At 64.3% G+C, this 22,616-nt stretch carries 20 protein-coding genes and 1 pseudogene; 12 read left to right on the top strand and 9 right to left on the bottom strand.

Features of this window, described 5'->3' with window-relative positions:
* Positions 1-212: pseudogene (locus BO74_RS11965) on the bottom strand (IS110 family transposase); the annotation flags it as partial.
* 188 nt (positions 213-400) lie between these two features.
* On the opposite strand from BO74_RS11965, the gene metF reads away from it, so the two are divergent.
* Positions 401-1,228, top strand: coding sequence for a methylenetetrahydrofolate reductase [NAD(P)H] (gene metF / locus BO74_RS11960; RefSeq protein WP_496442597.1), 828 nt, complete (start codon positions 401-403; stop codon positions 1,226-1,228).
* Between the two features lie 55 nt (positions 1,229-1,283).
* A complete protein-coding gene (locus tag BO74_RS11955; protein ID WP_496442596.1) occupies positions 1,284-1,601 on the top strand; it encodes a DUF5710 domain-containing protein in 318 nt (105 codons plus the stop codon).
* A 141-nt stretch (positions 1,602-1,742) separates the two neighbouring features.
* Here BO74_RS11955 and msrA read toward each other — a convergent pair whose 3' ends face one another.
* Positions 1,743-2,264, bottom strand: coding sequence for a peptide-methionine (S)-S-oxide reductase MsrA (gene msrA, locus BO74_RS11950; protein ID WP_496442595.1), 522 nt, complete (start codon positions 2,262-2,264; stop codon positions 1,743-1,745).
* 284 nt (positions 2,265-2,548) lie between these two features.
* Here msrA and BO74_RS11945 point away from each other — a divergent pair, with 284 nt between their 5' ends.
* Positions 2,549-3,280, top strand: coding sequence for a hypothetical protein (locus tag BO74_RS11945; RefSeq protein ID WP_496442594.1), 732 nt, complete (start codon positions 2,549-2,551; stop codon positions 3,278-3,280).
* 82 nt (positions 3,281-3,362) lie between these two features.
* Here the strand turns inward: BO74_RS11945 and BO74_RS11940 are convergent, their stop codons facing one another.
* Both BO74_RS11940 and gdhA read right to left on the bottom strand, forming a co-directional pair.
* Positions 3,363-3,722, bottom strand: a complete 360-nt coding sequence (locus tag BO74_RS11940; protein ID WP_496442593.1) for a hypothetical protein — start codon at positions 3,720-3,722, stop codon at positions 3,363-3,365.
* A 129-nt stretch (positions 3,723-3,851) separates the two neighbouring features.
* Complete coding sequence (gene gdhA, locus BO74_RS11935; protein WP_496442592.1) at positions 3,852-5,195, bottom strand: NADP-specific glutamate dehydrogenase; 1,344 nt, start codon at positions 5,193-5,195, stop codon at positions 3,852-3,854.
* A gap of 295 nt (positions 5,196-5,490) precedes the next feature.
* Here gdhA and BO74_RS11930 point away from each other — a divergent pair, with 295 nt between their 5' ends.
* Positions 5,491-8,073: a PEP/pyruvate-binding domain-containing protein gene (locus tag BO74_RS11930; protein WP_496442591.1), complete on the top strand. Its 2,583-nt coding sequence runs from the start codon at positions 5,491-5,493 to the stop codon at positions 8,071-8,073.
* On the opposite strand, the gene BO74_RS11925 is transcribed toward BO74_RS11930, so the two are convergent.
* Complete coding sequence (locus BO74_RS11925; RefSeq protein WP_496442590.1) at positions 8,057-8,968, bottom strand: DMT family transporter; 912 nt, start codon at positions 8,966-8,968, stop codon at positions 8,057-8,059. The genes BO74_RS11930 and BO74_RS11925 overlap by 17 nt on opposite strands.
* Before the next feature lie 163 nt (positions 8,969-9,131).
* Between BO74_RS11925 and BO74_RS11920 the strand changes: the two genes are divergently transcribed.
* Genes BO74_RS11920 through BO74_RS11900 form a run of 5 tightly spaced genes read left to right on the top strand, consistent with a single transcriptional unit; the run spans position 9,132 to position 15,590 of the window.
* Positions 9,132-9,533, top strand: a complete 402-nt coding sequence (locus BO74_RS11920) for a bacteriohemerythrin (protein ID WP_496442599.1) — start codon at positions 9,132-9,134, stop codon at positions 9,531-9,533.
* Between the two features lie 11 nt (positions 9,534-9,544).
* Entirely contained in the window at positions 9,545-10,876 is a 1,332-nt protein-coding gene (locus tag BO74_RS11915) for an HD-GYP domain-containing protein (RefSeq protein WP_496442589.1), read from the top strand.
* Positions 10,877-10,911: 35 nt separating this feature from the next.
* A complete protein-coding gene (locus BO74_RS11910; protein WP_496442588.1) occupies positions 10,912-11,757 on the top strand; it encodes a substrate-binding periplasmic protein in 846 nt (281 codons plus the stop codon).
* Complete coding sequence (locus BO74_RS11905) at positions 11,754-13,334, top strand: sensor histidine kinase (RefSeq protein ID WP_496442587.1); 1,581 nt, start codon at positions 11,754-11,756, stop codon at positions 13,332-13,334. Before BO74_RS11910 ends, BO74_RS11905 begins: the two co-directional genes overlap by 4 nt.
* 51 nt (positions 13,335-13,385) lie before the next feature.
* On the top strand, positions 13,386-15,590 hold the full coding sequence (locus BO74_RS11900; RefSeq protein ID WP_496442586.1) for a GGDEF/EAL domain-containing response regulator: 2,205 nt from the start codon (positions 13,386-13,388) through the stop codon (positions 15,588-15,590).
* A gap of 4 nt (positions 15,591-15,594) precedes the next feature.
* On the opposite strand, the gene BO74_RS11895 is transcribed toward BO74_RS11900, so the two are convergent.
* Positions 15,595-17,151 carry a helicase HerA-like domain-containing protein gene (locus BO74_RS11895; RefSeq protein WP_496442585.1) on the bottom strand — a complete coding sequence of 519 codons (1,557 nt, stop codon included), beginning with the start codon at positions 17,149-17,151 and terminating at the stop codon, positions 15,595-15,597.
* Between the two features lie 145 nt (positions 17,152-17,296).
* On the opposite strand from BO74_RS11895, the gene BO74_RS11890 reads away from it, so the two are divergent.
* Together BO74_RS11890 and BO74_RS11885 are read left to right on the top strand one after the other, a co-directional pair.
* The gene (locus BO74_RS11890; protein ID WP_496442584.1) at positions 17,297-18,022 is read left to right on the top strand and encodes a YebC/PmpR family DNA-binding transcriptional regulator; all 726 of its coding nucleotides are present in this window, start codon (positions 17,297-17,299) and stop codon (positions 18,020-18,022) included.
* Positions 18,023-18,155: 133 nt separating this feature from the next.
* The gene (locus BO74_RS11885; RefSeq protein ID WP_496442583.1) at positions 18,156-19,724 is read left to right on the top strand and encodes a DUF6600 domain-containing protein; all 1,569 of its coding nucleotides are present in this window, start codon (positions 18,156-18,158) and stop codon (positions 19,722-19,724) included.
* A 10-nt stretch (positions 19,725-19,734) separates the two neighbouring features.
* Here BO74_RS11885 and BO74_RS11880 read toward each other — a convergent pair whose 3' ends face one another.
* Complete coding sequence (locus BO74_RS11880) at positions 19,735-20,055, bottom strand: AzlD domain-containing protein (protein ID WP_496442582.1); 321 nt, start codon at positions 20,053-20,055, stop codon at positions 19,735-19,737.
* On the bottom strand, positions 20,052-20,765 hold the full coding sequence (locus BO74_RS11875) for an AzlC family ABC transporter permease (protein ID WP_496442581.1): 714 nt from the start codon (positions 20,763-20,765) through the stop codon (positions 20,052-20,054). Before BO74_RS11875 ends, BO74_RS11880 begins: the two co-directional genes overlap by 4 nt.
* Before the next feature lie 97 nt (positions 20,766-20,862).
* Here BO74_RS11875 and BO74_RS11870 point away from each other — a divergent pair, with 97 nt between their 5' ends.
* The gene (locus BO74_RS11870) at positions 20,863-21,507 is read left to right on the top strand and encodes a Clp protease ClpP (RefSeq protein WP_496442580.1); all 645 of its coding nucleotides are present in this window, start codon (positions 20,863-20,865) and stop codon (positions 21,505-21,507) included.
* Here the strand turns inward: BO74_RS11870 and BO74_RS11865 are convergent.
* On the bottom strand, positions 21,504-22,616 hold the full coding sequence (locus BO74_RS11865) for a mandelate racemase/muconate lactonizing enzyme family protein (RefSeq protein ID WP_496442579.1): 1,113 nt from the start codon (positions 22,614-22,616) through the stop codon (positions 21,504-21,506). The genes BO74_RS11870 and BO74_RS11865 overlap by 4 nt on opposite strands.

The raw sequence follows: 22,616 nt of genomic DNA, 5'->3' as shown, positions 1-22,616 counted from the left end.
ACCGTGTGTCCCAACTGGCTCAGTTCGCGCGCCCAGTAATGGGCGCTGGCGCACGCTTCCATGCCAATCAGGCAGGGCGCTTGCCCGGCAAAATAGCTGCGCACTTGCCGGCGCGAGAGCGTTCGCTTGACCTGCACCGCTTCGTGCCGATCCACGCCATGCACCTGAAATACTTGCTTTGCCAAATCCACTCCAACGCGCGTAAGGTTCATCTTGGACTCCTTCCTTCGTTTGACTGGTTGGTGACAACTCCAGTCTGGCACATCGATGCCGGTGGAAGGGAGGAGTCCATCCCATTGGCCTTCGCCGGAATGACGAATCTTCCATGAATCAGCACATCCCTAAAAACCGCCCCGTCCTTCCGGAAAAATCCGGAAGGACACTTTTCGAGGACACCCCCGTGAAAACAAAAATATCGATCGAGTTTTTCCCGCCGCAAACCCCCGAGGGCGTCGAAAAATTGCGCCGGGTCCGCGAAGAACTCGCCGTGCTTTCCCCCGAGTATTTCTCAGTGACCTTTGGCGCCGGCGGCTCGACGCGCGAGCGGACCTTCGCCGTCGTCAAGGAAATCGCCGCTGCCGGCCACGAAGCGGCGCCGCACCTGTCGTGCATCGGCTCGACGCGCGAGAACATCCGCGAAATCCTCGACGACTACAAGAAAGCCGGCATCCATCGCATCGTCGCCCTGCGCGGCGACCTGCCGTCCGGCATGGCCGAGGCCGGCGAGTTCCGCTACGCCAACGAACTCGTCGAATTCATCCGCGCCGAAACCGGCGACCACTTCCGGCTCGAAGTCGCCGCCTATCCCGAATGGCACCCGCAGGCGCGCACCCCGGCCGACGACCTCGCCGCCTTCGTGCGGAAAGCCCGCGCCGGCGCCGATTCGGCGATCACCCAGTACTTCTACAACGCCGACGCCTACTTCCATTTCGTCAATGAAGTACGCGCGGCCAGCGTCGACATCCCGATCATTCCCGGCATCATGCCGATCGCCAGCTTCTCCAAGCTGGCGCGCTTCTCCGACGCCTGCGGCGCCGAGCTCCCGCGCTGGATGCGCCGCAAGTTCGAGAGCTTTGGCGACGACGCGGATTCGATCCGCGCTTTCGGCCTCGACGTCGTCACCGAACTGTGTCAACGGCTACTCGATGGCGGCGCGCCCGGCCTGCACTTCTACTCAATGAACCAATCCGCGCTAACGCAGGAGATCTGCAAGCGGCTGGGGATTTGAAGGATTCGGAGAGGACACGCCGTTTCCCTTTGGCCAATCATCACAGGACGATGAGATGAGAACAAACTTGCGGGTTCCCTATGCGGAAAAGGATGAGGCCAAGCGACTGGGCGCCCGGTGGGATCCCGCAAGGAAGGTCTGGTATATCGAGAACGTCGCGGATACGGCGCCGTTTTCCAAGTGGATGCCGAGCGCGGGAACGGACTCTCTTTCGGAAAGTGCCCCGAAGACGAAGGCCTCTCCGCCCAGCCGGGCGCAGAGCGCAAGCACCCCGATCACAGGGAGCAACTACGCCCCACAACCGCGTGTTTGCGACTGCCTGCCCTGGGACGTCTGCGACAAGTGCCGGGCTTCGGCGTTGTCGTATTATTGATGAGGCCCCAAGAAGTCTGAATTCGTCACCCCGGCGAAAGCCGGGGTCCATTCGGCGATCGCTCTCCGACACTGGATACCGGCTTTCGCCGGCATGACGGCAACTTTCTACTTCATCGGGCCGAAGCAATAGCAGGGCAACTCAACGCTTCAGGTCGGCGAACTTCTGCCGGAACTTGTCCAGCTTGGGCGCGATCACGAAGCCGCAATACCCTTGGCCGGGATGCTTGCGGTAGTACTCCTGGTGATAATCCTCGGCGGCGAAGAACTCCGGCGCCGGCAGCACCTCGGTGACGACTGGTGCAGGCAAGTCGCCGGCGATCTCCGCAATCACCGCCTGCGCAATCTCGGCCTGTTCCGCCGAATGGGTGAAGATCACCGAACGATACTGGGTTCCGACGTCCGCCCCTTGCCGATTCGGCGTTGTCGGATCGTGAATCGCGAAGAACACCTCCAGCAGCTGGCGGAAGCTGATCTGCGCGGGATCGAAGCGAATCTCGACCACTTCGGCATGACCGGTATCGCCACGGCAAACGGCCTCGTAGTCTGGCTGCGGCAATTGCCCGCCGGCATAGCCCGAGCGCACGCGCGCAACGCCGACGACCTCCGCAAACACCGCATGCAGACACCAGAAACATCCACCGCCCAAGGTTGCAGTTTCCATCGACCGATCCTCCTCATCCGATTCTGCCAATGATGGACACGAAGCGAGCGAATTGATTCCAGCGATCCCCCGTCACGCATGTCGCTTCTGCTTCTGCGAAAGAAACAACTTCGGGATAACATGCCGACCAGACACTGCATGCGCGAAAAACTTGATGCTATTGACGTCGATCGTCACCGTTCACCCGCATCGAAAGGACAGAAATGGACTGGATCAAGAAATCGCTACTGCCCCTGTTTCTCGTCGCCCTCGTTGCCTGCTCATGGCTCAGTCCGTTCGATTCGGTGGCCACCGAGAAGGTCGACGCAGGCTTGAAACGTGCTTTGGTCAGTTTCGCCACCGCCAGAGCGCTCAACGCGGCCATCTCGGTTCTGCAAGGGACGAGCGTTGCGGTAGAGCCGGCCGGGATCGGGGTCACCCTGGCCCCGGGAGAAGCGCTTGACCCCATCAACGACATGATCGAGAGCTTTTCCAATCTGATGCTGATCGCGAGCGTTTCGTTCGGCATTCAGCACGTGCTGATCGGCATCGGGGGGCATTGGCTGCTTTCTGCGTTTCTGACTGCGGCAACCTTGCTCTGGTGCATTTTTTATCTTCGCCGTGCACCCATTCCGCGCTGGGCCACAATGTGCCTGGTTGTTACCGTCGTTCTGCGTTTTGCCACCCCCGCAGTCACCGTCGGCACGGACGTTCTCTTCCAGAACTTCCTGGCACGGGAGTATGCAGCCACCCACTCCCTCATCGAGGCCAGCACAAGTGAGGTGAAAAAATCGATTCCTCAGACTTCTCCACCGGAAACTCCGGGGTTCTGGGACAAGGTGAAGAGCCTGTCTCCGCAGGATCTCAATCCGGCTGGAAAGATTGACCGATTGCTGAAGGCGGCCGAAAAATGGCCCGAGCAGATCATTCGGCTGATGGTCATCTTCCTGCTCGAGACGCTGATCATTCCGCTCGGCCTGCTGTGGCTGCTGCTGGCTTTGGCGAGAACTTTCCTCGGGGGGCGAAAATCCCCGTGACAGGAACGAGCATCGCACACGCCCCCCTCGCCTGATTTTTTCGGACGCCACAAAAAGTGGCGTCACAAGCTATCCAGATGAGCTAAACAGCCCTTTCGAGCGACACACCGGCGGGCTGGCTGCTTGCCGGAACGACCTGACTGATCGCCGGCAGTCCGTGACGAGCGGCATATTGACGCAACTCATCAATGCCAACCACCGCTTCGCGCAGGGCAGCGCCGACCGGATAGCGGTGCGGTGCCAGGGTCAGCGGATCCCTGGCCGAAAGGTCGCCCACTTCGACCGCTCGGGAGAGCTTGCGATCCACGACGTTGCGCGCCGCATCGTAGCCCGGGCGAATGCCGTTTTCATCCGGCGGCGGGCACATGGCGGCAGCAAAAAGATGGGTGATGACGGAGAACTTGACGTGGGCTGTCCCGGACGGGAGCGATATCGAATCCATGCGACTCTCCTTCACGATCGATTGACCGAGGCCAGCGGATCACGATAGCTGGCCAGAACAACGCCTTTACGGCGGGAAATGCTCCGGGGGCAGGCACCGCCCCCGGTCTGAGACAACGTCTGCCGCCGCTTACACGATGCCTTGGGCGATCATCGCGTCGGCCACCTTGACGAAGCCGGCGATGTTGGCGCCGTGCAGGTAGCTGACCGAACCATCCGGACGACGACCGTGCAACAGACACTCTTCGTGGATCTTGTGCATGATGCCGTGCAGGCGCCCATCGACCTCATCGCGCGTCCACGACAGGCGCATGGCGTTCTGGCTCATTTCCAGGCCGGAGGTTGCCACGCCGCCGGCATTGCTGGCCTTGCCCGGGGCGAACAGGACATTGTTGTGCTCGAACAGCTTGGTCGCCTCGATCGTGCTCGGCATGTTGGAGCCTTCGCAGACGGCGACGACACCGTTCTTGATCAGCGTCGCGGCGTCGCTCTCGTCGATTTCGTTCTGCGTGGCACAGGGCAGCGCCAGATCGACAGGCACGGCCCACGGACGGATGCCGGGATAGTATTCGGCGCCGACCCGGTTGGCGTATTCGCTGACGCGGCCGTACTCGACGTTCTTGATGCGCATCAACTCGGCCAGCTTCTCGGTGGTGAAGCCCTTCTCGTCGACGACCGTGCCGCCCGAATCGGACACCGTCACCACTTTGGCACCCAGCGCGATAGCTTTCTCGATGGCGAACTGGGCGACGTTGCCTGAGCCGGAGACCGACACCCGCAAGCCGTCGAAGCTGCGTCCGCGCTGCAGCAGCATTTCCTGCGCGAAGTAGACCACGCCGTAGCCGGTCGCCTCCGGACGAATCAGCGAGCCGCCGTAGGACAGGCCCTTGCCGGTGAACACGCAATCGGTCTTGTTGCTGAGCTTCTTCATCATCCCGGCCATGAAGCCGATCTCGCGTGCGCCGACGCCGATATCGCCCGCCGGCACGTCGGTATCCGAGCCGATGTGGCGGAACATTTCGGCCATGAAGGCCTGGCAGAAACGCATGATTTCGCCGTCGCTCTTGCCCTTCGGATCGAAGTTCGAGCCGCCCTTGCCGCCACCCATCGGCAGCATCGTCAGCGAATTCTTGAAGGTCTGCTCCAGCGCCAGGAACTTCATGATCGACAGGTTGACCGACGGATGGAATCGCATGCCCCCCTTGTACGGGCCGATCGCCGAGCTGTGCTGGACGCGATAGCCGCGGTTGACCTGCACCTCGCCCTTGTCGTCGACCCAGGCGACGCGGCAGACGATGATCCGCTCGGGCATCATCAGGCGCTCGAGGAGCGACTGCTCGGCGTAGTGCGGGTTCTTCTGGACGAACGGCCAGAGACTTTCCATGACCTCGGTCACGGCCTGCAGGTATTCCGGCTGGTGGTCGCTGCCCTGGCGAACCCCACTCATGAAATCATCGAATGACTTGTACTTCATTTCACATCCCCCATAAAAACTAAGACAAAATTTTCGGAGCCACGATTCTGCCTCATATAAGGGCATTATTGTTCTAAATGCACACATGTTGTGCCGTTTTTCGAACAATGTTGCCTTATCGCCACACGAACAAGGAATAAGGTCTCAAACAATCCGGTTTTATGCACCATTACGGTGCGCATTTCCGTTCAACCACGCCACTTCGCCTGTCGCAGCATCCATTCCGTGCGAGCACGCCAGTTCGCGCTATCCTTCACCCGATCCTCCATCGATACCCGTTGAATTCCTGCCCAACATGCCCGGTCTCAACTCATTCACCCCCACCACCGGCCTGCCCGGCCTCGACGCCGTGCTGCGCGGCGTGCAACGCGGCGACAACATCGTCTGGCAGATCCAGTCGCTCGACGAATACTGCTCGCTGGTGACGCGCTATGCGGAAGCCGCCAAGGTGCAGAAGCGGCGACTGATCTATTTCCGCTTCGCCGAGCACTGGCCGCTGCTCGACGACGACTCCGGCGCGGAGATTCACCACCCGCGCCCCGCGGATGGCTTCGACGCCTTCGTCGATCAGGTGCACTCCGTGATCGAGGCGACCGGTCCGGAGACCATGTACGTCTTCGACTGTCTCTCGGACCTCGCGGAAGCCTGGCAATCGGACCGGATGATGGGCAACTTTTTCCGCCTGACCTGCCCGCGGCTGTTCGACCTCGACACGGTGACCTACTTCGCCATCCTGCGGAACACCCATGCCGCCGGCGCGCTGCAGATGATCACCGAGACAACGCAGTTCCTGCTCGACGTCTTCCGCTGCCACGACCGGCTCTACATCCGGCCGCTCAAGGTTCAGCACCGCTCGGCGGCGGCGATGAACCTGATCCACGCCTGGGAAGCGGGAGACATCTTCCGGCCGGTCACCGACAGCGGCACGGTCTCGGAAATCCTCGCCGGCTCAGGCTGGCGCGGACTCGACGACAACCGGATCGTCAGCCACTGGCGGCGCCATTTCGCCGCCGCCCGCGCCGTCGCCGAAAAGCGGCGCGCCGGCACGCCCGACCCCGGCGGCGAGACGTTCTGGTTCGACTGCCTGGCGAAGCTGCTCTTCCCGGCCGACCCGGGCATGGCGCCGTTGATCCGGCGCTACCTGACCCTCGACGACCTGCTCGCCATCCGCGAGCGCATGATCGGCATCGGCAGCGTCGGCGGCAAGGCGCTGGGCATGCTCCTCGCCCGCGCCATCCTGCGCCAGGACGCCCCGGCGCTGCACGCGCAACTCGAAGCGCACGACTCGTTCTTCGTCGGTACCGAAGTCTTCGACACCTTCCTCGTGCGCAACGGCCTCTGGTGGATCCGCCGGCAACAACGCGATCCGGCGACGTTCCTCAACCAGATCGACGAGGCGCATGAGCGCATCATGCGCGGCTCCTTCACCGCGTCGACGCTGCATCAGTTCGAAGGGATGCTCGACTATTTCGGTGAATGGCCGTTCATCGTACGCTCCAGTTCGCGGCTCGAAGACCAGTACGGCAACGCCTTCGCCGGCCAGTACGACAGCGTGTTCTGCGCCAACCGCGGACCGCGCGAGAAACGCCTCGACGACCTGCTGAACGCGGTGCGCCAGGTCTACGCCAGCACCCTTGCCGAAAAGGCGCTGCGCTATCGCCAGCGCCGTGGATTGCTCGACGCGCACGAACAGATGGCGCTGCTGATCATGCGGGTTTCGGGAACCGCCGGGCACCGCCACTTTCACCCGCACGCCGCCGGGGTCGGCCTGTCGTTCAATCCGTATCGCTGGAATCCGCGCATCGACATGCAGGCCGGCGTCGTCCGTCTGGTCGCCGGCCTCGGCACCCGCGCCGTCGACCGCGCCGACGACGATTACACCCGGCTCATTGCCCTGAACGCGCCGGAACTGCGCCCCGAGACCAACTTCGGCGCGATCGCCCGGCACGCGCAACGGCGGATGGACGCCATCGACCTCGAACAGAATCGCGTCATCACCGGCCCGTTCGCCGAACTCACCGAGGGCGAGGAGGACTTCCCGCTTGAACTGTTCACCACGCGGGAGCAACCGGACCGACCGCCCTTCCTGACCTTCGACGGCCTGCTCAAGAAGACCTCGTTCGTCGACACCCTGCGCACGCTGCTGGACAACCTTCAGGCAGCTTACCGCCATCCGGTGGAGATCGAGTTCACGCTCAACGTGCTGTCCGACATCACCTACCGGATCAACCTGCTGCAATGCCGGCCGATGCAGGTGCGCGGAACCAACGGCGAAGTCCGCGCCGAGCCTCCCGCCTTTGCGCCCAGCCTGGTGGCGGCCCAGGGCGCCGTCATCGGCCCCAGCCGCGTCATCCGTCCGGACCGGATCATCTACGTCACCCCAAGCAGTTACGGCCAGCTCGGCCAGAGCGAGCGCCTGGCCATCGCCCGGATCATCGGCAAGCTCAACCAGGCCAGCGCCGGAAAGACGGTCCTCCTGCTCGGTCCCGGCCGCTGGGGCTCGCGCGACCTGTGGCTCGGCATCCCGGTCGCCTTCTCGGACATCAACAACGTCACCGCGCTGTGCGAGATCGTCGCCATGCACGATTCGCTGACGCCCGACGTCTCGCTCGGCACGCACTTCATCAACGAGCTCGTCGAGGCCGACATGCTCTATTTCGCCCTTTTCCCGAACGCGGAAGGCAACCGGATCAACGAAAAGGCGATCCGGCGCCAGCCCAACCGGCTGCCCCGCCTCCTCCCTGAAGCGAAGGAATGGGCCGACATCGTCCGCGTCGTCGACGTCAAGGCGCGAACGATGGTGCTCTATGCCGACGCGGAACGGCAGTGCGTCACCGTCACCGTCGAAGCCCCGCCGGCCGTCAACGCCGCCGGCTGACCAGCAGCACGCCGACGAGCACCAGGCCGGTGCCGGCCATCTGGGCAAGCGACATCGGTTCGCCCAGGATCCACCAGCCGAAGAAAATCGTCAGCACCGGGCCGATGGTACCGATCAGCACCGAGCGCGCCGGGCCGATCCGGGCGATCGACGCCGACTGCATGAACATCGGCATGACCGTCGAAAAAACCACGATGGCCGCGACATAGGCGCAGGTCCGGGCCGGCAGCAGGTACGCTTCGAGCGGCTGGCTGACGAAAAAGTGCGCCTGCGCGGCGAGCGTCGCGACGATCATCACCAGCGCGGTGAAACGCGCCGAACCGAGGCGCTTGATCATCGGCGCGCTGCCGGAAAGATAAAGCGCGTAGGTCAGCGACGAGGCGAAGACCAGCAGGCCGCCGACCAGAACGGCACGGCTCTCGCCGGAGAACTCGAGATCGTGGGCGAAGGCCAGGCCGATCCCGACGTACGAGAGCAGCAGCGCCAGCACCTCGTTGCGCCGCAGCGTCTTGCCAAGAAACAGCACGCCGATCAGGATGGTCAGCGTCGGATAGGTGAACAGGATCAGCCGCTCGAACCCGGCCGAGATGTACTGCAGCCCGAGAAAATCGAACAGGCTGGCGCCGTAGTAGCCGACCAGCCCGAGCACCAGCAGCGCCACCCAGTCGCGCCGGCTCAGCGGCGGCGCCGAACGCCCGGCACGCCACGCGACCCAGACGAAGGCCGGCAGCGAGAGCGTCATGCGCAGGGAAAGCAGGGTCACCGGATGCACCGGAACGGCCATCGGCACCGCATAGGCCAGCTTGATGAGGATCGCCTTGAAGGAAAAGCCAAAGGCGGCGAGGATGGCGAGCACGACGCCAAGACGGTCCGGAGACCAGTGTTTCCAGTTCATGGGCATTGGGCAAAATCGCCCGGACGCAGCGGACAAAACGCGAATGATGCGCGCCGGAACGGCGGATGGCAATGCGCAACAATCACCTTCAGGCGCCTTATGCGGCAGAACGAACGGTGCTACGATGCCGGCGGTTCAGGGAAACGTGGGGAATATCTTGGCAATGCTCGCATGGTCCGACGATCTGGACGTAGGCAACCCGATGATCGACAGTGACCACAAACATCTCGTCGCATTGGTCAACCAACTCGCAGAGGCGCTCTCCGCCGGGGAAGCGCGGGCGGAACCCGGCAGAATCCTGGGCGAACTGCTCACGTTCACCACGGCGCATTTCGCGCGCGAGGAACGGCTGATGCAGCGCATCGGATACCTCGATTTCGCCGCCCACAAAAGCCAGCACGACGGTTTGCTCTCGGATATTGCCAAGTTGCAACGGAGCTTCCATCGCGGAGAAATCGCCCTGTCGGAGAGAAGCAGCGCGTTTCTATGTGAATGGCTGCTCCGGCACATCCGCACCAGCGACAGACTGCTCGGCAAGGTGGCCGGTTCTCTCGTCGCCGCCTGAGCGCAAAAAACATGGACAGGCTCCACGACGAACACTACGTGCGGGCAGTCACCCGCATGGGCGACGAACGCGCGGTCGTCACCAACCAGCCGATCTTTACCCGCAACCGGATCAAGCTGGTCAACCAGGGGGCACGGGTCGACTCGGCGCTGTTCGACCGTCTCGTCGCCCACAAGCTGATCCCCAAGATCGATGAATGCCTCGATGTCGAGAACGGCGTGACCCGACAGATGCTGCGCGAAGACGCGGAGAAACTGCTCGACGATGACCCGGCCCTCGCCGTATTGCGCGCCGATCCGGGGCTGCTCAGCCGGACGCTCCGAGCCATCAACGAAATTCCCCTGACGCCGCCGATCGCCTTCAAGCTGACCGTCGCGGCCAGCCAGCGCCCGGAGGTTTACGACCACTCGCTGCGCGTCGCCCTGGTCGCACTGCACCTCGCGATGAAGAGTTTCTTCCTCTCCCAGAAGGAACTCGCCAACCTCGCCGCCGCCGCGCTGCTGCACGACATCGGCATCCTGCACATCCCGCCCGACCTGCTCAGTCCCGGACGTCGCCTGCAGAAATCCGAGCGGCACCACCTGTACGCTCACCCGATTTCGGGTTACCTGATCCTGCGCCAATATGCCGAGTACCACCCGGAGATCAGCCGGACCGTCTTCGAGCATCACGAGCGGCTCGACGGCAGCGGCTATCCGCGCGGACTGAAAGACGCCGAAATCTCACGCGACGCACAGATCCTGATGCTCGCCGAGGTGGCCAACACGGTCTTCGAGAGCAGTCCGCAGTCACAGAACCTGGCCAAGCTGTCGGTCCTCCTCCGGCTGAACCACAAGAAATTCAACCGCGAGCTGGGCAATCGGCTGATCGCCCTCGTCAGCGCCATGCAGACCGGCCAACAGGAAGGCGACGACCCGTCGACCGCCTTCGCCAACCTGTCGCGGTTGCCGCCACGGCTCGACGAGTTGTCACACGTCTTCAACGACTGGAGCGAAACGTTCCGCACGTTCCTGCAGAATTCTCAGAATACGCCGACGCCACTGATCAGCCTGATCATCGACGAACGGCTCGCCGAACTCCGGCGGACACTGTCCGACTCGGGCTTCGACCTCGACCACGCGGAGGCCGTGGCCGATGCCGTGAGCGAAGACCCTGAAGCCCTGGTCGAACTGAACATCCTGATCGGCGAGACACGCTGGCAACTGACGGACATCATCCACGAGGCCTACCGGCGGATGAGCGAGGCGTTGAACGACTCGGCCGGCATGGCACCGCCAGCACCCGTACTTGGCTGGCTCGAACGCAGCGAGACCCGCCTGAGCCAAAACGCGCGCTACAGCTAGGCCGGGCGCGGGCAGGGCTCCTGATCTATAGTGTCGTGTTCACCGACACTCTGAGCCAGACAGCCTCGGCCATGCGTTCTCACCTACTCGCGCTTATCGCCTCACTGCCCCTCCTCTTCGCCGGCCACCCAGCGGGGGCGGAGACGCTGCGCATCACCAACGGGGAATGGCCGCCATTCACCTCGCAAAACCTGCATCACGGCGGCCCTTTGTCGCACATTGTTTCCGAAGCATTCGGACTATCGGGCATCACGGTCGAGTACGGGTATTTCCCGTGGAAACGAGCTTATGAATATGCCCGCAGCGGCGCCTGGGACGGCTCCGTCGGCTGGGCCAGAAACGAAGCTCACCTGAAGGATTTCGTCATGAGCAGACCGATGATCCATGTCGACAAGGTGCTGTTCTACCGCAAATCTGAGCCGATTGGCTGGCTCCGGGTCGAGGATCTCAAGCGCTGGCGGCTGGGCGCCACGGCCGGCTATTCGTATGGCGAAGAGTGGGACGAAGCTGTCCGGAACGGCGTCATCCGCGTGGAAACCGTCACATCGGACGAACAGAATCTCCGAAAACTCGCAGAAAAACGCCTGGACGCCGTCGCCATGGACCTCGACGTCGGACTCTTTCTGCTACGTACGTTACTTTCGCCACACCACGCCGAGCAGATCACCTACCATCCACGCAGCCTCAGCCGGACGTCGATCAGTCTGGCCTTGACACGAAAGAACCCTGACAGTGAGGCTGTTATGGAGCGGTTCAATCGCGGCCTGACGGCGCTGAAGGCCAGCGGAAAATTCGACGATTTTCTGAGCGAATACCAGTTGATGGACCTGATCTTTCGCGAGTCCGCGGAAACCGACACACCACAAGGTGCTCGGCCATGATCGCCAAGACGCCGCCCACCGCCCCCCCGGGCAGACTCGGCTCGGCCACGAAACGAAGCGGATTGCGCCGGGCGCTGGTATTCGCGGTCATTTTTTCGCTGGCCGTGCCCGGCATCGCCGCGGGTCTGATCCTGATCTATCTGAACCTGCAGCAGAGCATCGCCAGTGATGCACGTGCACGCAGCGAAAAACTCGCCGACCTGCTGCAAGCGGGGCTGGAGCGGCCTCTCTGGGACATGGCCCCGGAGACTGCCGCGCCACTGATCGCCGCCGTAGCGGCCGATCCGTCGGCCATCGCGATCGACGTGACCGATCCCGCGCAGAGAACAGTGCTCAGCCATCGCAACGGCACCGCTCCGGGAGCGGAACCGATCGTCGTTTCGCGCACGATCCGCCACAACGGCGAGCGGCTCGGAGAGATCACCCTCCGCTATTCGACCCAGGCCGCCATGGACGAAGTCTGGCGGGCGTCGTGGCGTCTGGTCATCATCATCGCCATCCAGCTTCTGGCCTCGCTGGCCCTGCTCGGTCTCTGGCTATCCCGGCGCGTGTTGCGCCCCCTGCGCACACTCGGAAAAAGTGCGGAACGCATCGCTGGCGGTGACCTGCAGACGCCCGTCGCCAACGTCGGCCGCGACGAGTTCGGCAACCTCGCCGAGCGCCTCGACAGCATGCGCCAGACCCTCGCCGAGTCGGTCGATTCCCTGGAGGAACAGGTCGAGGAGCGCACCCATGCGCTGAAGGCGGTGAACGCCCGCCTGCAGTCGACGCTGGAAGAACTGCAACGCATGCAGACCCACCTTGTCCAGTCTGAAAAACTGGCCTCGCTCGGATCGCTGGTCGCCGGCGTCGCGCACGAGCTGAACACGCCGATCGGCACCGGTGTCACCGTCGTCAGCACGATCTGCGACAAGTGCGTCGAGCTGCGCCGACAGATCGAAACCGGCATCCGCCGCTCGCAGCTCGACGCCATGCTCGACGACATCGCGCAGGCCGGCGCTCTGGCGCAAAGCGCCCTGCAGCGCGCGGCACGGCTGGTTCATGATTTCAAGCAGGTGGCGGTGGACCAGACCAGCGCGCGGCGACGCGAATTCGGGCTGCGCGAGACGCTGGAGGAGATGATGGCGGCGGTCAGGCTCCGCCACAAGCACGCGCCGGTCCGTTTCGAAATGGCCGTTCCCGCGGGCATCGCCCTGGACAGCTATCCGGGCGCCCTGGAACAGGTACTCACCAATCTGATCGACAACGCGGTCGTTCACGGCGCGGAAGGCCGCCAGTCCTGCACCATTGCCATTTCGGCCGAAATTCTCGACAGCAGCGCCCGCATCGTCGTCGCCGACGACGGCAACGGGATCGCCGCCGCGAATCTGGCGCGCATTTTCGATCCGTTCTATACCACCCGGCTCGGCACGGGCGGTTCCGGGCTCGGCCTGAGCATCGTCTACAACCTCGTCACCGGCGTCCTCGGCGGCCATATCCGGGTCGAGTCGAACGCTGGCGAGGGAACACGTTTCATCGCAGACCTCCCGCTCGTCGCGCCGGAACAGCGCAGCGATTTGGATCGCCCGCAACAATAGGCCAGAATACAAACGCCCCCCTCCAACCGGGGAGTTACGGAGAAACATCGGATGGTTCCTGCGAACACTGACGAAATGATGTCCTTCCTCAACGAGGACGAGGACGCAGCCAGCGGGGCGAAACCGGCCTGGCGCGTGCTCATCGTCGACGATGAGCCGGACGTCCATCAGGCCACCGAACTCGCCCTGAGCGGGGTGCTGATCGAGGGCCGGAGCGTCGACTTCGTCCATGCCTACTCGGCGCAGGAGGCACGCAGCCGCCTCGCGGAACACGACGACCTGGCGGTGATGCTGCTCGACGTGGTGATGGAAACGCCGGACGCCGGCCTGCAACTGGTCCGCCACGTGAGGGAAGAACTCGGCAATCATGCGCTGCGCGTCATCCTGCGCACCGGGCAGCCGGGCTACGCCCCGGAAATCGACACCATCCGCACCTACGACATCAACGACTACAAGACGAAATCGGAACTCACCCGCGTCCGCCTGTTCACCAGCCTGACCGTCGCCGTCCGCTCGTACTGGCAGATTCACCAGCTCGAGGCCAACCGCCGCGGGCTGGAAATGATCGTCGCGGCCAGCACCGACCTGAGCCAGCCGAAAGGCTTGCGCCGCTTCGCCGAAGGCATCGTCACGCAACTGTGCGCGTTGCTCTCGGTTCCGGAGGAAGGCGTCGTCTGCGCCGCCGCCAGCCCGGGCGACGCACCGTCGGACCACCACCCCTACATCCTCGCCGCCGCCGGCCGCTATTCTGAATGGATCGGGCTGTCGCTCAAGACCATCCCTGATCCCCGGGTACGGATCGAGCTGGAAAAATCGTTGACCGACCGTTGTCACCACTTTGGCCAGACCACCCGGCTGTTTTTCAGCGCCCCCGGCGGCGTCTCGATCGCCGCCTTCGTCGACGTCGACCACCAGCTGGGAGCGATCGACCTCGAGCTGCTGGAACTGTTCTGCAGCAACATCGCCGTCGCCTTCGACAACACCGTGCTGCTCGGGCGGATTTCCGACCTCGCCTACGAGGATTCGCTGCTGAAGCTGCCGAACCGCAACAGCTTCGTCGCCCGCGTTGACCAGCGCCCCGCGGCCTCGGACAGACTGGCGCTGATCGACATCGACGGCTTCGCCGACATCAACAGCGTCCTTGACCAGGAGTTCGGCGACGCGGTACTCCAAGCCGTAGCCCGGCGCCTGAGGCAGAGCTTCTCGCCGGCGGTGGACGTCGCCCGGATCGGCAGCGACGTATTCGGCGTTCTCGGTGCGCACGACGAAGTCAATACCGACACCATCGAAGCCGTCTTCGCCTCACCCTACGAGGTTGCCGGCGAAAACCTGCGCCTGTCCGCAACCACCGGCCTGCTGCGCCTGGACGACGGACCGGAGAAGGCTGTCGAGCTGCTGAAGAACGCCAGCGTCGCCCTGAAACAGGCAAAATCCTTCAACCGCGGCAAGGCCCTCTATTTCGAAGCCGCGCATGCCGCCTCGGCCCGCGCGCGCATGCAGCTGCTCAACCGGCTGCGCCTCGCCTTCTCGGCGGAGCGCCTGTTCCTCGTCTACCAGCCGCTCGTCGAGCTGGTCAGCGGGCGCGTCGTCGGCGCCGAGGCGCTGCTGCGCTGGCGCACCGAACAGGGCGAATTCATCCCGCCGGACACCTTCATCCCGCTGGCCGAACAATCCGGGCTGATGGTGCCGATCGGCGACTGGGTCACCCGCAGCGCCCTGCAGTTCCAGCGGCACCTGGCCGATCTCGGACACGCCGGCCTGCGCATGGCAATCAATGTCTCGCACGTGCAGTTCCGCGAACCCGACTTCGTCGAGAAGCTGGCTGCGGCCACGCGGGAATTCGGCACACCGCCCGGAACGCTGGAAATCGAGCTGACCGAATCGGTGGCCATCGACAACATCGAACTGATCGAGCAGAAGCTCGCCGCCGTGCGCAATGCCGGCATTGCCGTCTCGATCGACGATTTCGGTACCGGCTACTCGTCGCTGAACATCGTCCGCCAGCTCAACGTCGACCGCCTGAAGATCGACCGCTCGTTCATCAGCGGCAAGGAAAGCCGGGAAGGCGGCCTCAGCATCGCCGGCGTCGTGCTGCAACTCGCGGCGCAGCTCGGCCTGAAGACGATTGCCGAGGGCATCGAAACCGAGGAGCAGCGGCAACGCGTGCTGACGCTGGGGTGCACCGACGGACAAGGCTACCTGTTCGCCAAACCGCTGACGGGCGACGAGTTCGTCGCCTACCTGCGGGACAACTAACCAACTAACGCCGCCGCGCGCCGCCGAGGATCGACCCAAGCACGCCGCGGATGATCTCGCGGCCGACCTGCGAGCCGATCGCCCGCGCCGCCGACTTGGCCAGCGCCTCGGCCACGCCTTCGCGGCGCCCGCCACGTGGCCCGACCGTCCCGCCGAGCAGGTCGCCGAGTCCGCCCAATCCGCCCAACCCGCCAAACAAGCCTCCGCCCGACGAGGGGACCGGCTGCTGCGGAGCAGGCGCAGTGCGCCGGGACCCTGGAACGTCCTCCGGTGCCGGCTCTGGCTCGGCAACCGACTGCCGCAGCTTCTCGTAGGCCGACTCGCGGTCGAGCACTTTCTCATAAACGCCATAGACCAGCGACGACTGGATCACGGTCTGCCGCTCGTTGGCTGCCAGCGGCCCGATGCGCGACGCAGGCGGCAGGATGAAGGCGCGCTCGACGACAGTTGGCCGCCCCTTCTCGTCGAGGAACGAAACCAGCGCCTCGCCGACACCGAGCTCGGTGATCGCCGCCGCGGCGTCGAATGCCGGATTCGGCCGCAATGTCTCGGCGGCCGTCGCCACGGCCTTCTGGTCGCGCGGGGTGAAGGCGCGCAGCGCGTGCTGGACGCGGTTGCCGAGCTGGCCGAGGACCTTGTCCGGAACGTCGAGCGGGTTCTGGGTGACGAAATAGACGCCGACACCCTTCGAGCGGATCAGGCGCACGACCTGTTCGATCTTCTCCAGCAACGGCGCCGGCGCCTCGCTGAACAGCAGGTGCGCCTCGTCGAAGAAGAAGACCAGCTTCGGCTTCTCCATGTCGCCGACTTCCGGCAACTGTTCGAACAGTTCGGCGAGCAGCCAGAGCAGGAAGGTCGAGTACAGGCGCGGCGAAGCCATCAGTCTGTCGGCGGCGAGGATGTTGATGATGCCCTTGCCACCATCGGTCTGGAGCAGGTCGTTGATGTCGAGCATCGGCTCGCCGAAAAACACGTCGCCGCCGTCCTGTTCGAGCGTCAGCAGGCCGCGCTGGATCGCGCCGATCGACGCCGCCGAGACGTTGCCGTACTCCGTGGTGAATGACTTGGCGTTCTCGCCGACGTACTGCACCATCGCCCTCAGGTCCTTGAGATCGAGCAACAGCAGGCCGCTGTCGTCGGCGATCTTGAACACCAGCTGTAACACGCCGGCCTGCGTGTCGTTGAGGTTCAGCAAGCGAGCCAGCAGCAGCGGCCCCATGTCGGAAATCGTTGCCCGCACCGGATGCCCCTGTTCGCCGTTCACGTCCCAGAAGGCCGTCGGGAACCCGCCCGGCGTCCAGTCGGAAATGCCGAGCATCTGCAGGCGCTGCTGTAGTTTTGACGACGCGGCGCCCGGCGCCGCGAGGCCGGAAAGATCACCTTTCACGTCGGCCATGAACACCGGCACGCCAATGCTGGAGAAACGTTCGGCGAGCACCTGCAGGGTAATCGTCTTGCCGGTGCCTGTAGCGCCGGTGATCAGGCCGTGGCGGTTGGCCAGCGCCGGCAGCAGGCCCGGTTCGGCGTGTTGATTGCGGGCGACGATGAGCGGATCAAGCATTGCAACTCCTCAGGAAGAACCAACGGGAAGTGATAAAATGCGCGGCTTTTATTATCAACCCTTTATCAACACTTTGCAGCGTGCGCCGTTGCTTCCGATCGTCATCGCAACCGCGCGTACGCCCAGAATTCAGACGAGGTAAGACATGGCCGGACACAGCAAATGGGCCAACATCCAGCACCGCAAGGGGCGCCAGGATGAAAAGCGCGGCGCCGCCTTCTCCAAGGTCGCCAAGGAAATCACCGTCGCCGCCAAGATGGGCGGCGGCGACCCGTCGTTCAACCCGCGCCTGCGCGCCTCGATCGACAAGGCCAAGGCCGTCAACATGCCGAAGGACAAGATCGACACCGCGATCAAGAAGGGCACGGGCGAACTGGAAGGCGTCGATTACATCGAGGTACGCTACGAAGGCTACGGCATCGGCGGCGCGGCAATCATGGTTGACTGCCTGACCGACAACAAGACGCGTACGGTCGCCGAAGTCCGCCACGCCTTCGCCAAGCACGGCGGCAACATGGGCACCGACGGCTGCGTGGCCTTCCAGTTCAAGCACTGCGGCCAGCTGATCTTCGCCCCCGGCACCGATGAGGGGGCGCTGATGGATGCCGCGATCGAGGCTGGCGCCGAGGACGTGATCACCAACGACGACGGCTCGATCGAGGTCATCACCCCGCCCGCCGACTACATGACGGTCAAGGAAGCGCTGGAAGCCGGCGGCTTCACCGCCGAATTCGGGCAGGTCACGATGAAGGCCGAGAACGAGACCGAAGTCACCGGCGACGATGCCGTCAAGATGCAGAAACTGCTCGACGTCCTGGAGAACCTGGACGACGTGCAGGAGGTCTATACCAGCGTGGTGATCGACGAGTAATACGTCACCCCCGACGCCACACGAAACGGCGCTGCGGCGCCGTTTTTTTAGAGGTGCAACAAAGTGTTTCCCCGGTAGGCCAATCCCTTCCTGCGCCGTTATCCTGTTCAGGCTCTCTCAACAGGATGCGCACATGCTCACTCTCCCGACCCTTCTCCACCGCGGCCGCTCCCTCCTGCTGGCTGCCCTGGCCGCGCTGCTCGCCCTGCCGGCCCTCGCCCAGAACGACCCGCCCGGGCGTGTCGGCCGCATCGCCTGGACGTCGGGCGACGTCTATCTGAACAACCCGCAGACCGGCGAACTCGGCGCGGCGCCGCTCAACCAGCCGCTGACCAGTGGCGACATCGTGTCCACCGCGCCCGGCGCCCGCGCCGAGCTCCAGATCGGCGCAATGACGCTCCGGCTCGATTCCGGCAGCCGGATCGTACTCGACCGCATTGACGACGAAAGCGTCCATGTTCGCCTCGACGACGGCGGGCTGATCGCCAAACTACCGACCGACGATACCCGCCGCGATTTCCTGCTCGACACGCCGCACGCCCGCTTCCGTGCGCGCGATACGGGCCTCTACCGCTTCGACCAGGACCACCGCGGCACGGTAGCCACCCCGTACTTCGGCACGCTGCGCGCCGACGGCCGGGACGCGGCGATCGACATCGGGGCCGGCGAGGCCGCCCGCGTGTGGGCTGACGACGCCGGACGCTTCGCCTATCGGATGATGCAAGGGCGCAGCGACGAATTCACCCAGTGGAGCGCCGCCCGCGACCAACAGCAGCGCGCCTCGGCCACCGCCCGCTACGTCTCGCCGGAAATGACCGGCGCACAGGATCTCGATCGCTGGGGCGACTGGTCCGAAACCCCCGATTACGGGGCCGTGTGGTTCCCGCGGACCGTGGCGGCCGACTGGGCACCCTACCGCGACGGTCACTGGGCGTGGGTTGCGCCGTGGGGCTGGACCTGGGTCGGCAACGAACCGTGGGGCTTTGCTCCCTTCCACTACGGGCGCTGGGTACGCATCCACGGCGCCTGGGCCTGGGTGCCGGGAAACCGCGTAGCCCGCCCGGCATTCGCGCCGGCGCTGGTCGTCTGGATGGGCACGTCTGGCGGTAGTTTTTCCCTGAGCATCGGCACGCCGCCGGTACGCTGGTTCCCGCTGGCGCCACGCGAGGTCTACGTTCCGTTCTACCGGAGCAGCCGCGCCCATGTCCGGCACGTCAATGAACCGCACGTGCGCGCCATCCGCAACCTCGACGACATCGTCGTCCGACCGCACGAGGTCGTGCGCCACACCCGTTTCATCCATCGCGACGAACCTCGGGCGGTCAGCGTCGCTCCGTCGCGCACATTCCGCCATGAGCGGCCGGAACCGCGAACCCGCGACGCCCGCCGGGAAGAGGACCGCTCACGACAGGTTGAGCATCGTCAGTCCGCGCCGGCCGTTGTCGTGCGCACGCCCCGCCCGGTGGTGCAGGAAGTTCCGCGGCAACGAATGGAAGAGCGCCGGCCGTCCCGTGAGCCGAGCCGCGAGAAAACCGTGGCGAAGCCGATGGAATCACGCGAAGCGAACCCTGCCCGCGTACAGGCACAGCGGGAAGAGCGCCGCCCCGAACGGCAAGAGCCACGCGAAAAAAGGGAAAAGCAGGAGCAACGCGACGATCGCCACGAGCGGAAACAGCGAGCGGATGACGAACGCCGTCGCTGAGCGGAGAACGTCAGAGCAACCAGCGCATTGCGCCGAACACCGCGAAGCTGACCAGCACGGCGGTGAGGATATTGCGGGTTTTCCAGGCCACCAGCCCGGCGACCAGCGTTCCGACAAGGTAGGGATTGCCCGGCGAGACATCGAGTTGGCCGCCGGGCATGAGCGCCTCCGGCACCACGATCGCCGTCAGCACGGCCACCGGCACATGCCCCAGCGCCTGCACCACCGCCGGCGGGAAACGCAGTTTCTGCCCGAAGACGATGAAGCTGGCGCGTACGACGTAGGTCGCCACGAACATGCCGAGGATGGCCGCCCACAGGAAATCGTTCATGCTGCCTCCTCCGCGGCCAGTCGGCGGCGCCAGCTGTCGAGCAGCACCCCTACGACCACCCCGGCCAGCGCGGCGAGCATCAATCCCAGCTTGTAGGGCAGCCCCTGCGCCAGCAACGCGACGGCACCGGCCGTCGCCGCGACGGACACCGGGGTCAGCGCCTTCAGCTGCGGCGCGATGATCGCGGCGAAGGTGGCGACCATCGCGAAATCGAGGCCGAGCGTCGCCACGCCCGGAATGAGGTTGCCGAGATACGCCCCCACCGCCGTCCACGCCACCCAGTTGAGGTAGAACGACACGGCCGAGCCGAGGTAGTACGGCAGCGAGTCCTCGGCGCCGGCCGTCTGCATGCGCCGCTCGAAGACGGCAAAGCATTCGTCGGTCAGCCAGAACGCGCCGAGTACCCGCCACGGCAGCGGCCAGGACTTGGTGACCGGCTGCACCGTGGCGCTGTACAGGGCATGACGGAGGTTTACCACGAAGGTGGTCAGCCAGATTACCGGCAGCGCCGCGCCGCCGCCGATCAGGGTGATCGAGATGAACTGTGCCGAGCCGGCGAAAACGATCGTCGACAACGCCAGCGCCGCCTCGGGCGGCAAACCGGCGGAGACGACCAGCGTGCCGAAGATGATGGCGAACGGCGTCGTCCCGACGGTCAAAGGAATCGTGTCGCGCAACCCGGCGACGGCAGCGGAAAGTGGTTTCGACATCCGCACGAAGATATCAGAAAACGCCGCACAGGCCTGAGCGACTGGCAACCCGGTTCGGGGCAACCCATAATGAAGCAAGCCATCCCGGGAGACGATCATGAAACGCCAGGGCGTCAGCAGTCACGACCTCGAACAGGAACCGGACGTCGAGGTGATTCAGTTCAAGGGACTGATCCGCTACGAGCGCCAGTCGCCGATCCGCGAAGTGTCGTACTACCTGTGCGGCGACATCCTCGAGCCGCAGTACTACACGGAATTGTTCTACACGCTGCGCACGGCCAGCGACACCGACCTGATCTACCTGCATCTCAATTCGTCGGGCGGCGACTTCAATACCGGCCTGCAGATCATCAACAACGTCCTCGCCTCCGAAGCGCGGGTCGCGACCATCCTCGAAGCACGCGCCTTTTCAATGGCGGCGCTGATCTTCCTCTGTGGCGACAAGCTGATCGTGCATGACAACTGCCAGCTGATGTTCCACATCTATTCCGGCAGCTTCGCCGGCAAGGGCAACGAACAGCAGGCCGAGATCGTCGCCGTCAGCAACTGGTTCCAGAAAGTCATGGAACGCATCTGCATCCCGTTCCTGACCGAAGGCGAGATCGGCAAGATCCTCAAGGGCAGCGACGTGTGGATGGATTCCGACGAGATCCGCCGCCGGCTGACGCGCATGCAGCGGGCGAAGTCGGCGCCGAAGCGCCGCTCGGGAAGAAACCCGCCCGATACGCCGGACAGTGCCTAAGCGAGCACTTCCGTCTTGACGAGGTGGGGTTGGAGTTTGTCCCAATCGAATGAAACACCGATGCCCGGCTCGTCCGGAGCCACCGCACGGCAGTTCTCGACGACCAGCGGCCGGGCGGAATAGGCGTCGATCGGAAAGCTGTGAACCTCGAGCCAACCGGCGTTCGGTTGCGCCGAGAGCAGGCTGACGTGAAGCTCCTGCATGCCGTGCGTGCAAACGGGGAGCCCATAACGCCGTGACAGTTCCGCGACCTTCAGCCAGCCGGTGATGCCGCCGCAATTCGACGCATCGGGCTGGATATACGCCAGCCTGGCTTGTTCGAAGGCGTAGCCGAACTCGTGAAGGGTGTGCAAGTTCTCGCCCATCGCCAAAGGCATGCCTGTTTCCTGCGCTATGCGCGCGTAGCCGGAATAGTCGTCGGGAATGATCGGCTCCTCGAACCAGTAGATGCCGTATGGCTTGAAGGCCTGCGCCGCCCGGATCGCCTGGTCGACGCTCATCGAATAGTTGGCGTCGACCATGAACGTCACCTCCGGCCCGATCAATTCACGGACGGCGGCGACCCGCGCGACATCGTCGGCCAGTTCGGCCCGTCCGACCTTGATCTTGACGCCGTTGAAGCCGCGGTCGAGGTAGCCCTGAACACTGCGCAACAGCTTGTCCGTCGAGAAACCGAGGTCGATCCCGCCACAATACGCACGAGTGCTGTTCGCATGACCGCCGACGACCCGCCACAGTGGCTGTTCCAGCGCGCGACAACGGATGTCCCATAGCGCAATGTCGATGGCGGAAATGGCAAAAGACGCGACCCCTCCGCGACCGACGTAATGCACATGCCCTTCCATGAAGTCGAACAACTCGTCGATGTTGGCGGCAGCGCGTCCGATCAGCGCCGGCGCGAGATCGTGCCGGATCATTGCTGCGATTGCGTGGCCGCCCTTGCCGCCCGTGTACGTGTAGCCCGTTCCCTGGCGTCCGTCATCCAGCGTTACCGTCGCCGTGACCAGTTCGAAATGGGTATGATCGCCGTGCCGCGCATCGGAGAGGACTTCCGCGAGCGGAACAGCGTACAAGCGCGTTTCGACCTGGGTGATCTTTCCTGTGTCCAT

The sequence above is a fragment of the Propionivibrio pelophilus DSM 12018 genome, from assembly GCF_059569095.1.
This window is presented reverse-complemented; position numbering and strand designations above follow the sequence as displayed.

What these genes read in the sequence shown, in the direction of transcription:
- BO74_RS11905 (WP_496442587.1), top strand. Translation starts at nt 11,754, where the DNA reads ATGATCGCCAAGACGCCGCCCACCGCCCCCCCGGGCAGACTCGGCTCG.
- BO74_RS11875 (WP_496442581.1), bottom strand. Translation starts at nt 20,765, where the DNA reads ATGTCGAAACCACTTTCCGCTGCCGTCGCCGGGTTGCGCGACACGATT.
- BO74_RS11925 (WP_496442590.1), bottom strand. Translation starts at nt 8,968, where the DNA reads ATGAACTGGAAACACTGGTCTCCGGACCGTCTTGGCGTCGTGCTCGCC.
- BO74_RS11895 (WP_496442585.1), bottom strand. Translation starts at nt 17,151, where the DNA reads ATGCTTGATCCGCTCATCGTCGCCCGCAATCAACACGCCGAACCGGGC.
- msrA (WP_496442595.1), bottom strand. Translation starts at nt 2,264, where the DNA reads ATGGAAACTGCAACCTTGGGCGGTGGATGTTTCTGGTGTCTGCATGCG.
- BO74_RS11915 (WP_496442589.1), top strand. Translation starts at nt 9,545, where the DNA reads ATGGACAGGCTCCACGACGAACACTACGTGCGGGCAGTCACCCGCATG.
- BO74_RS11865 (WP_496442579.1), bottom strand. Translation starts at nt 22,616, where the DNA reads ATGGACACAGGAAAGATCACCCAGGTCGAAACGCGCTTGTACGCTGTT.
- gdhA (WP_496442592.1), bottom strand. Translation starts at nt 5,195, where the DNA reads ATGAAGTACAAGTCATTCGATGATTTCATGAGTGGGGTTCGCCAGGGC.
- BO74_RS11940 (WP_496442593.1), bottom strand. Translation starts at nt 3,722, where the DNA reads ATGGATTCGATATCGCTCCCGTCCGGGACAGCCCACGTCAAGTTCTCC.
- BO74_RS11930 (WP_496442591.1), top strand. Translation starts at nt 5,491, where the DNA reads ATGCCCGGTCTCAACTCATTCACCCCCACCACCGGCCTGCCCGGCCTC.
- BO74_RS11880 (WP_496442582.1), bottom strand. Translation starts at nt 20,055, where the DNA reads ATGAACGATTTCCTGTGGGCGGCCATCCTCGGCATGTTCGTGGCGACC.
- BO74_RS11920 (WP_496442599.1), top strand. Translation starts at nt 9,132, where the DNA reads ATGCTCGCATGGTCCGACGATCTGGACGTAGGCAACCCGATGATCGAC.
- BO74_RS11900 (WP_496442586.1), top strand. Translation starts at nt 13,386, where the DNA reads ATGGTTCCTGCGAACACTGACGAAATGATGTCCTTCCTCAACGAGGAC.
- BO74_RS11870 (WP_496442580.1), top strand. Translation starts at nt 20,863, where the DNA reads ATGAAACGCCAGGGCGTCAGCAGTCACGACCTCGAACAGGAACCGGAC.
- BO74_RS11885 (WP_496442583.1), top strand. Translation starts at nt 18,156, where the DNA reads ATGCTCACTCTCCCGACCCTTCTCCACCGCGGCCGCTCCCTCCTGCTG.
- BO74_RS11890 (WP_496442584.1), top strand. Translation starts at nt 17,297, where the DNA reads ATGGCCGGACACAGCAAATGGGCCAACATCCAGCACCGCAAGGGGCGC.
- BO74_RS11955 (WP_496442596.1), top strand. Translation starts at nt 1,284, where the DNA reads ATGAGAACAAACTTGCGGGTTCCCTATGCGGAAAAGGATGAGGCCAAG.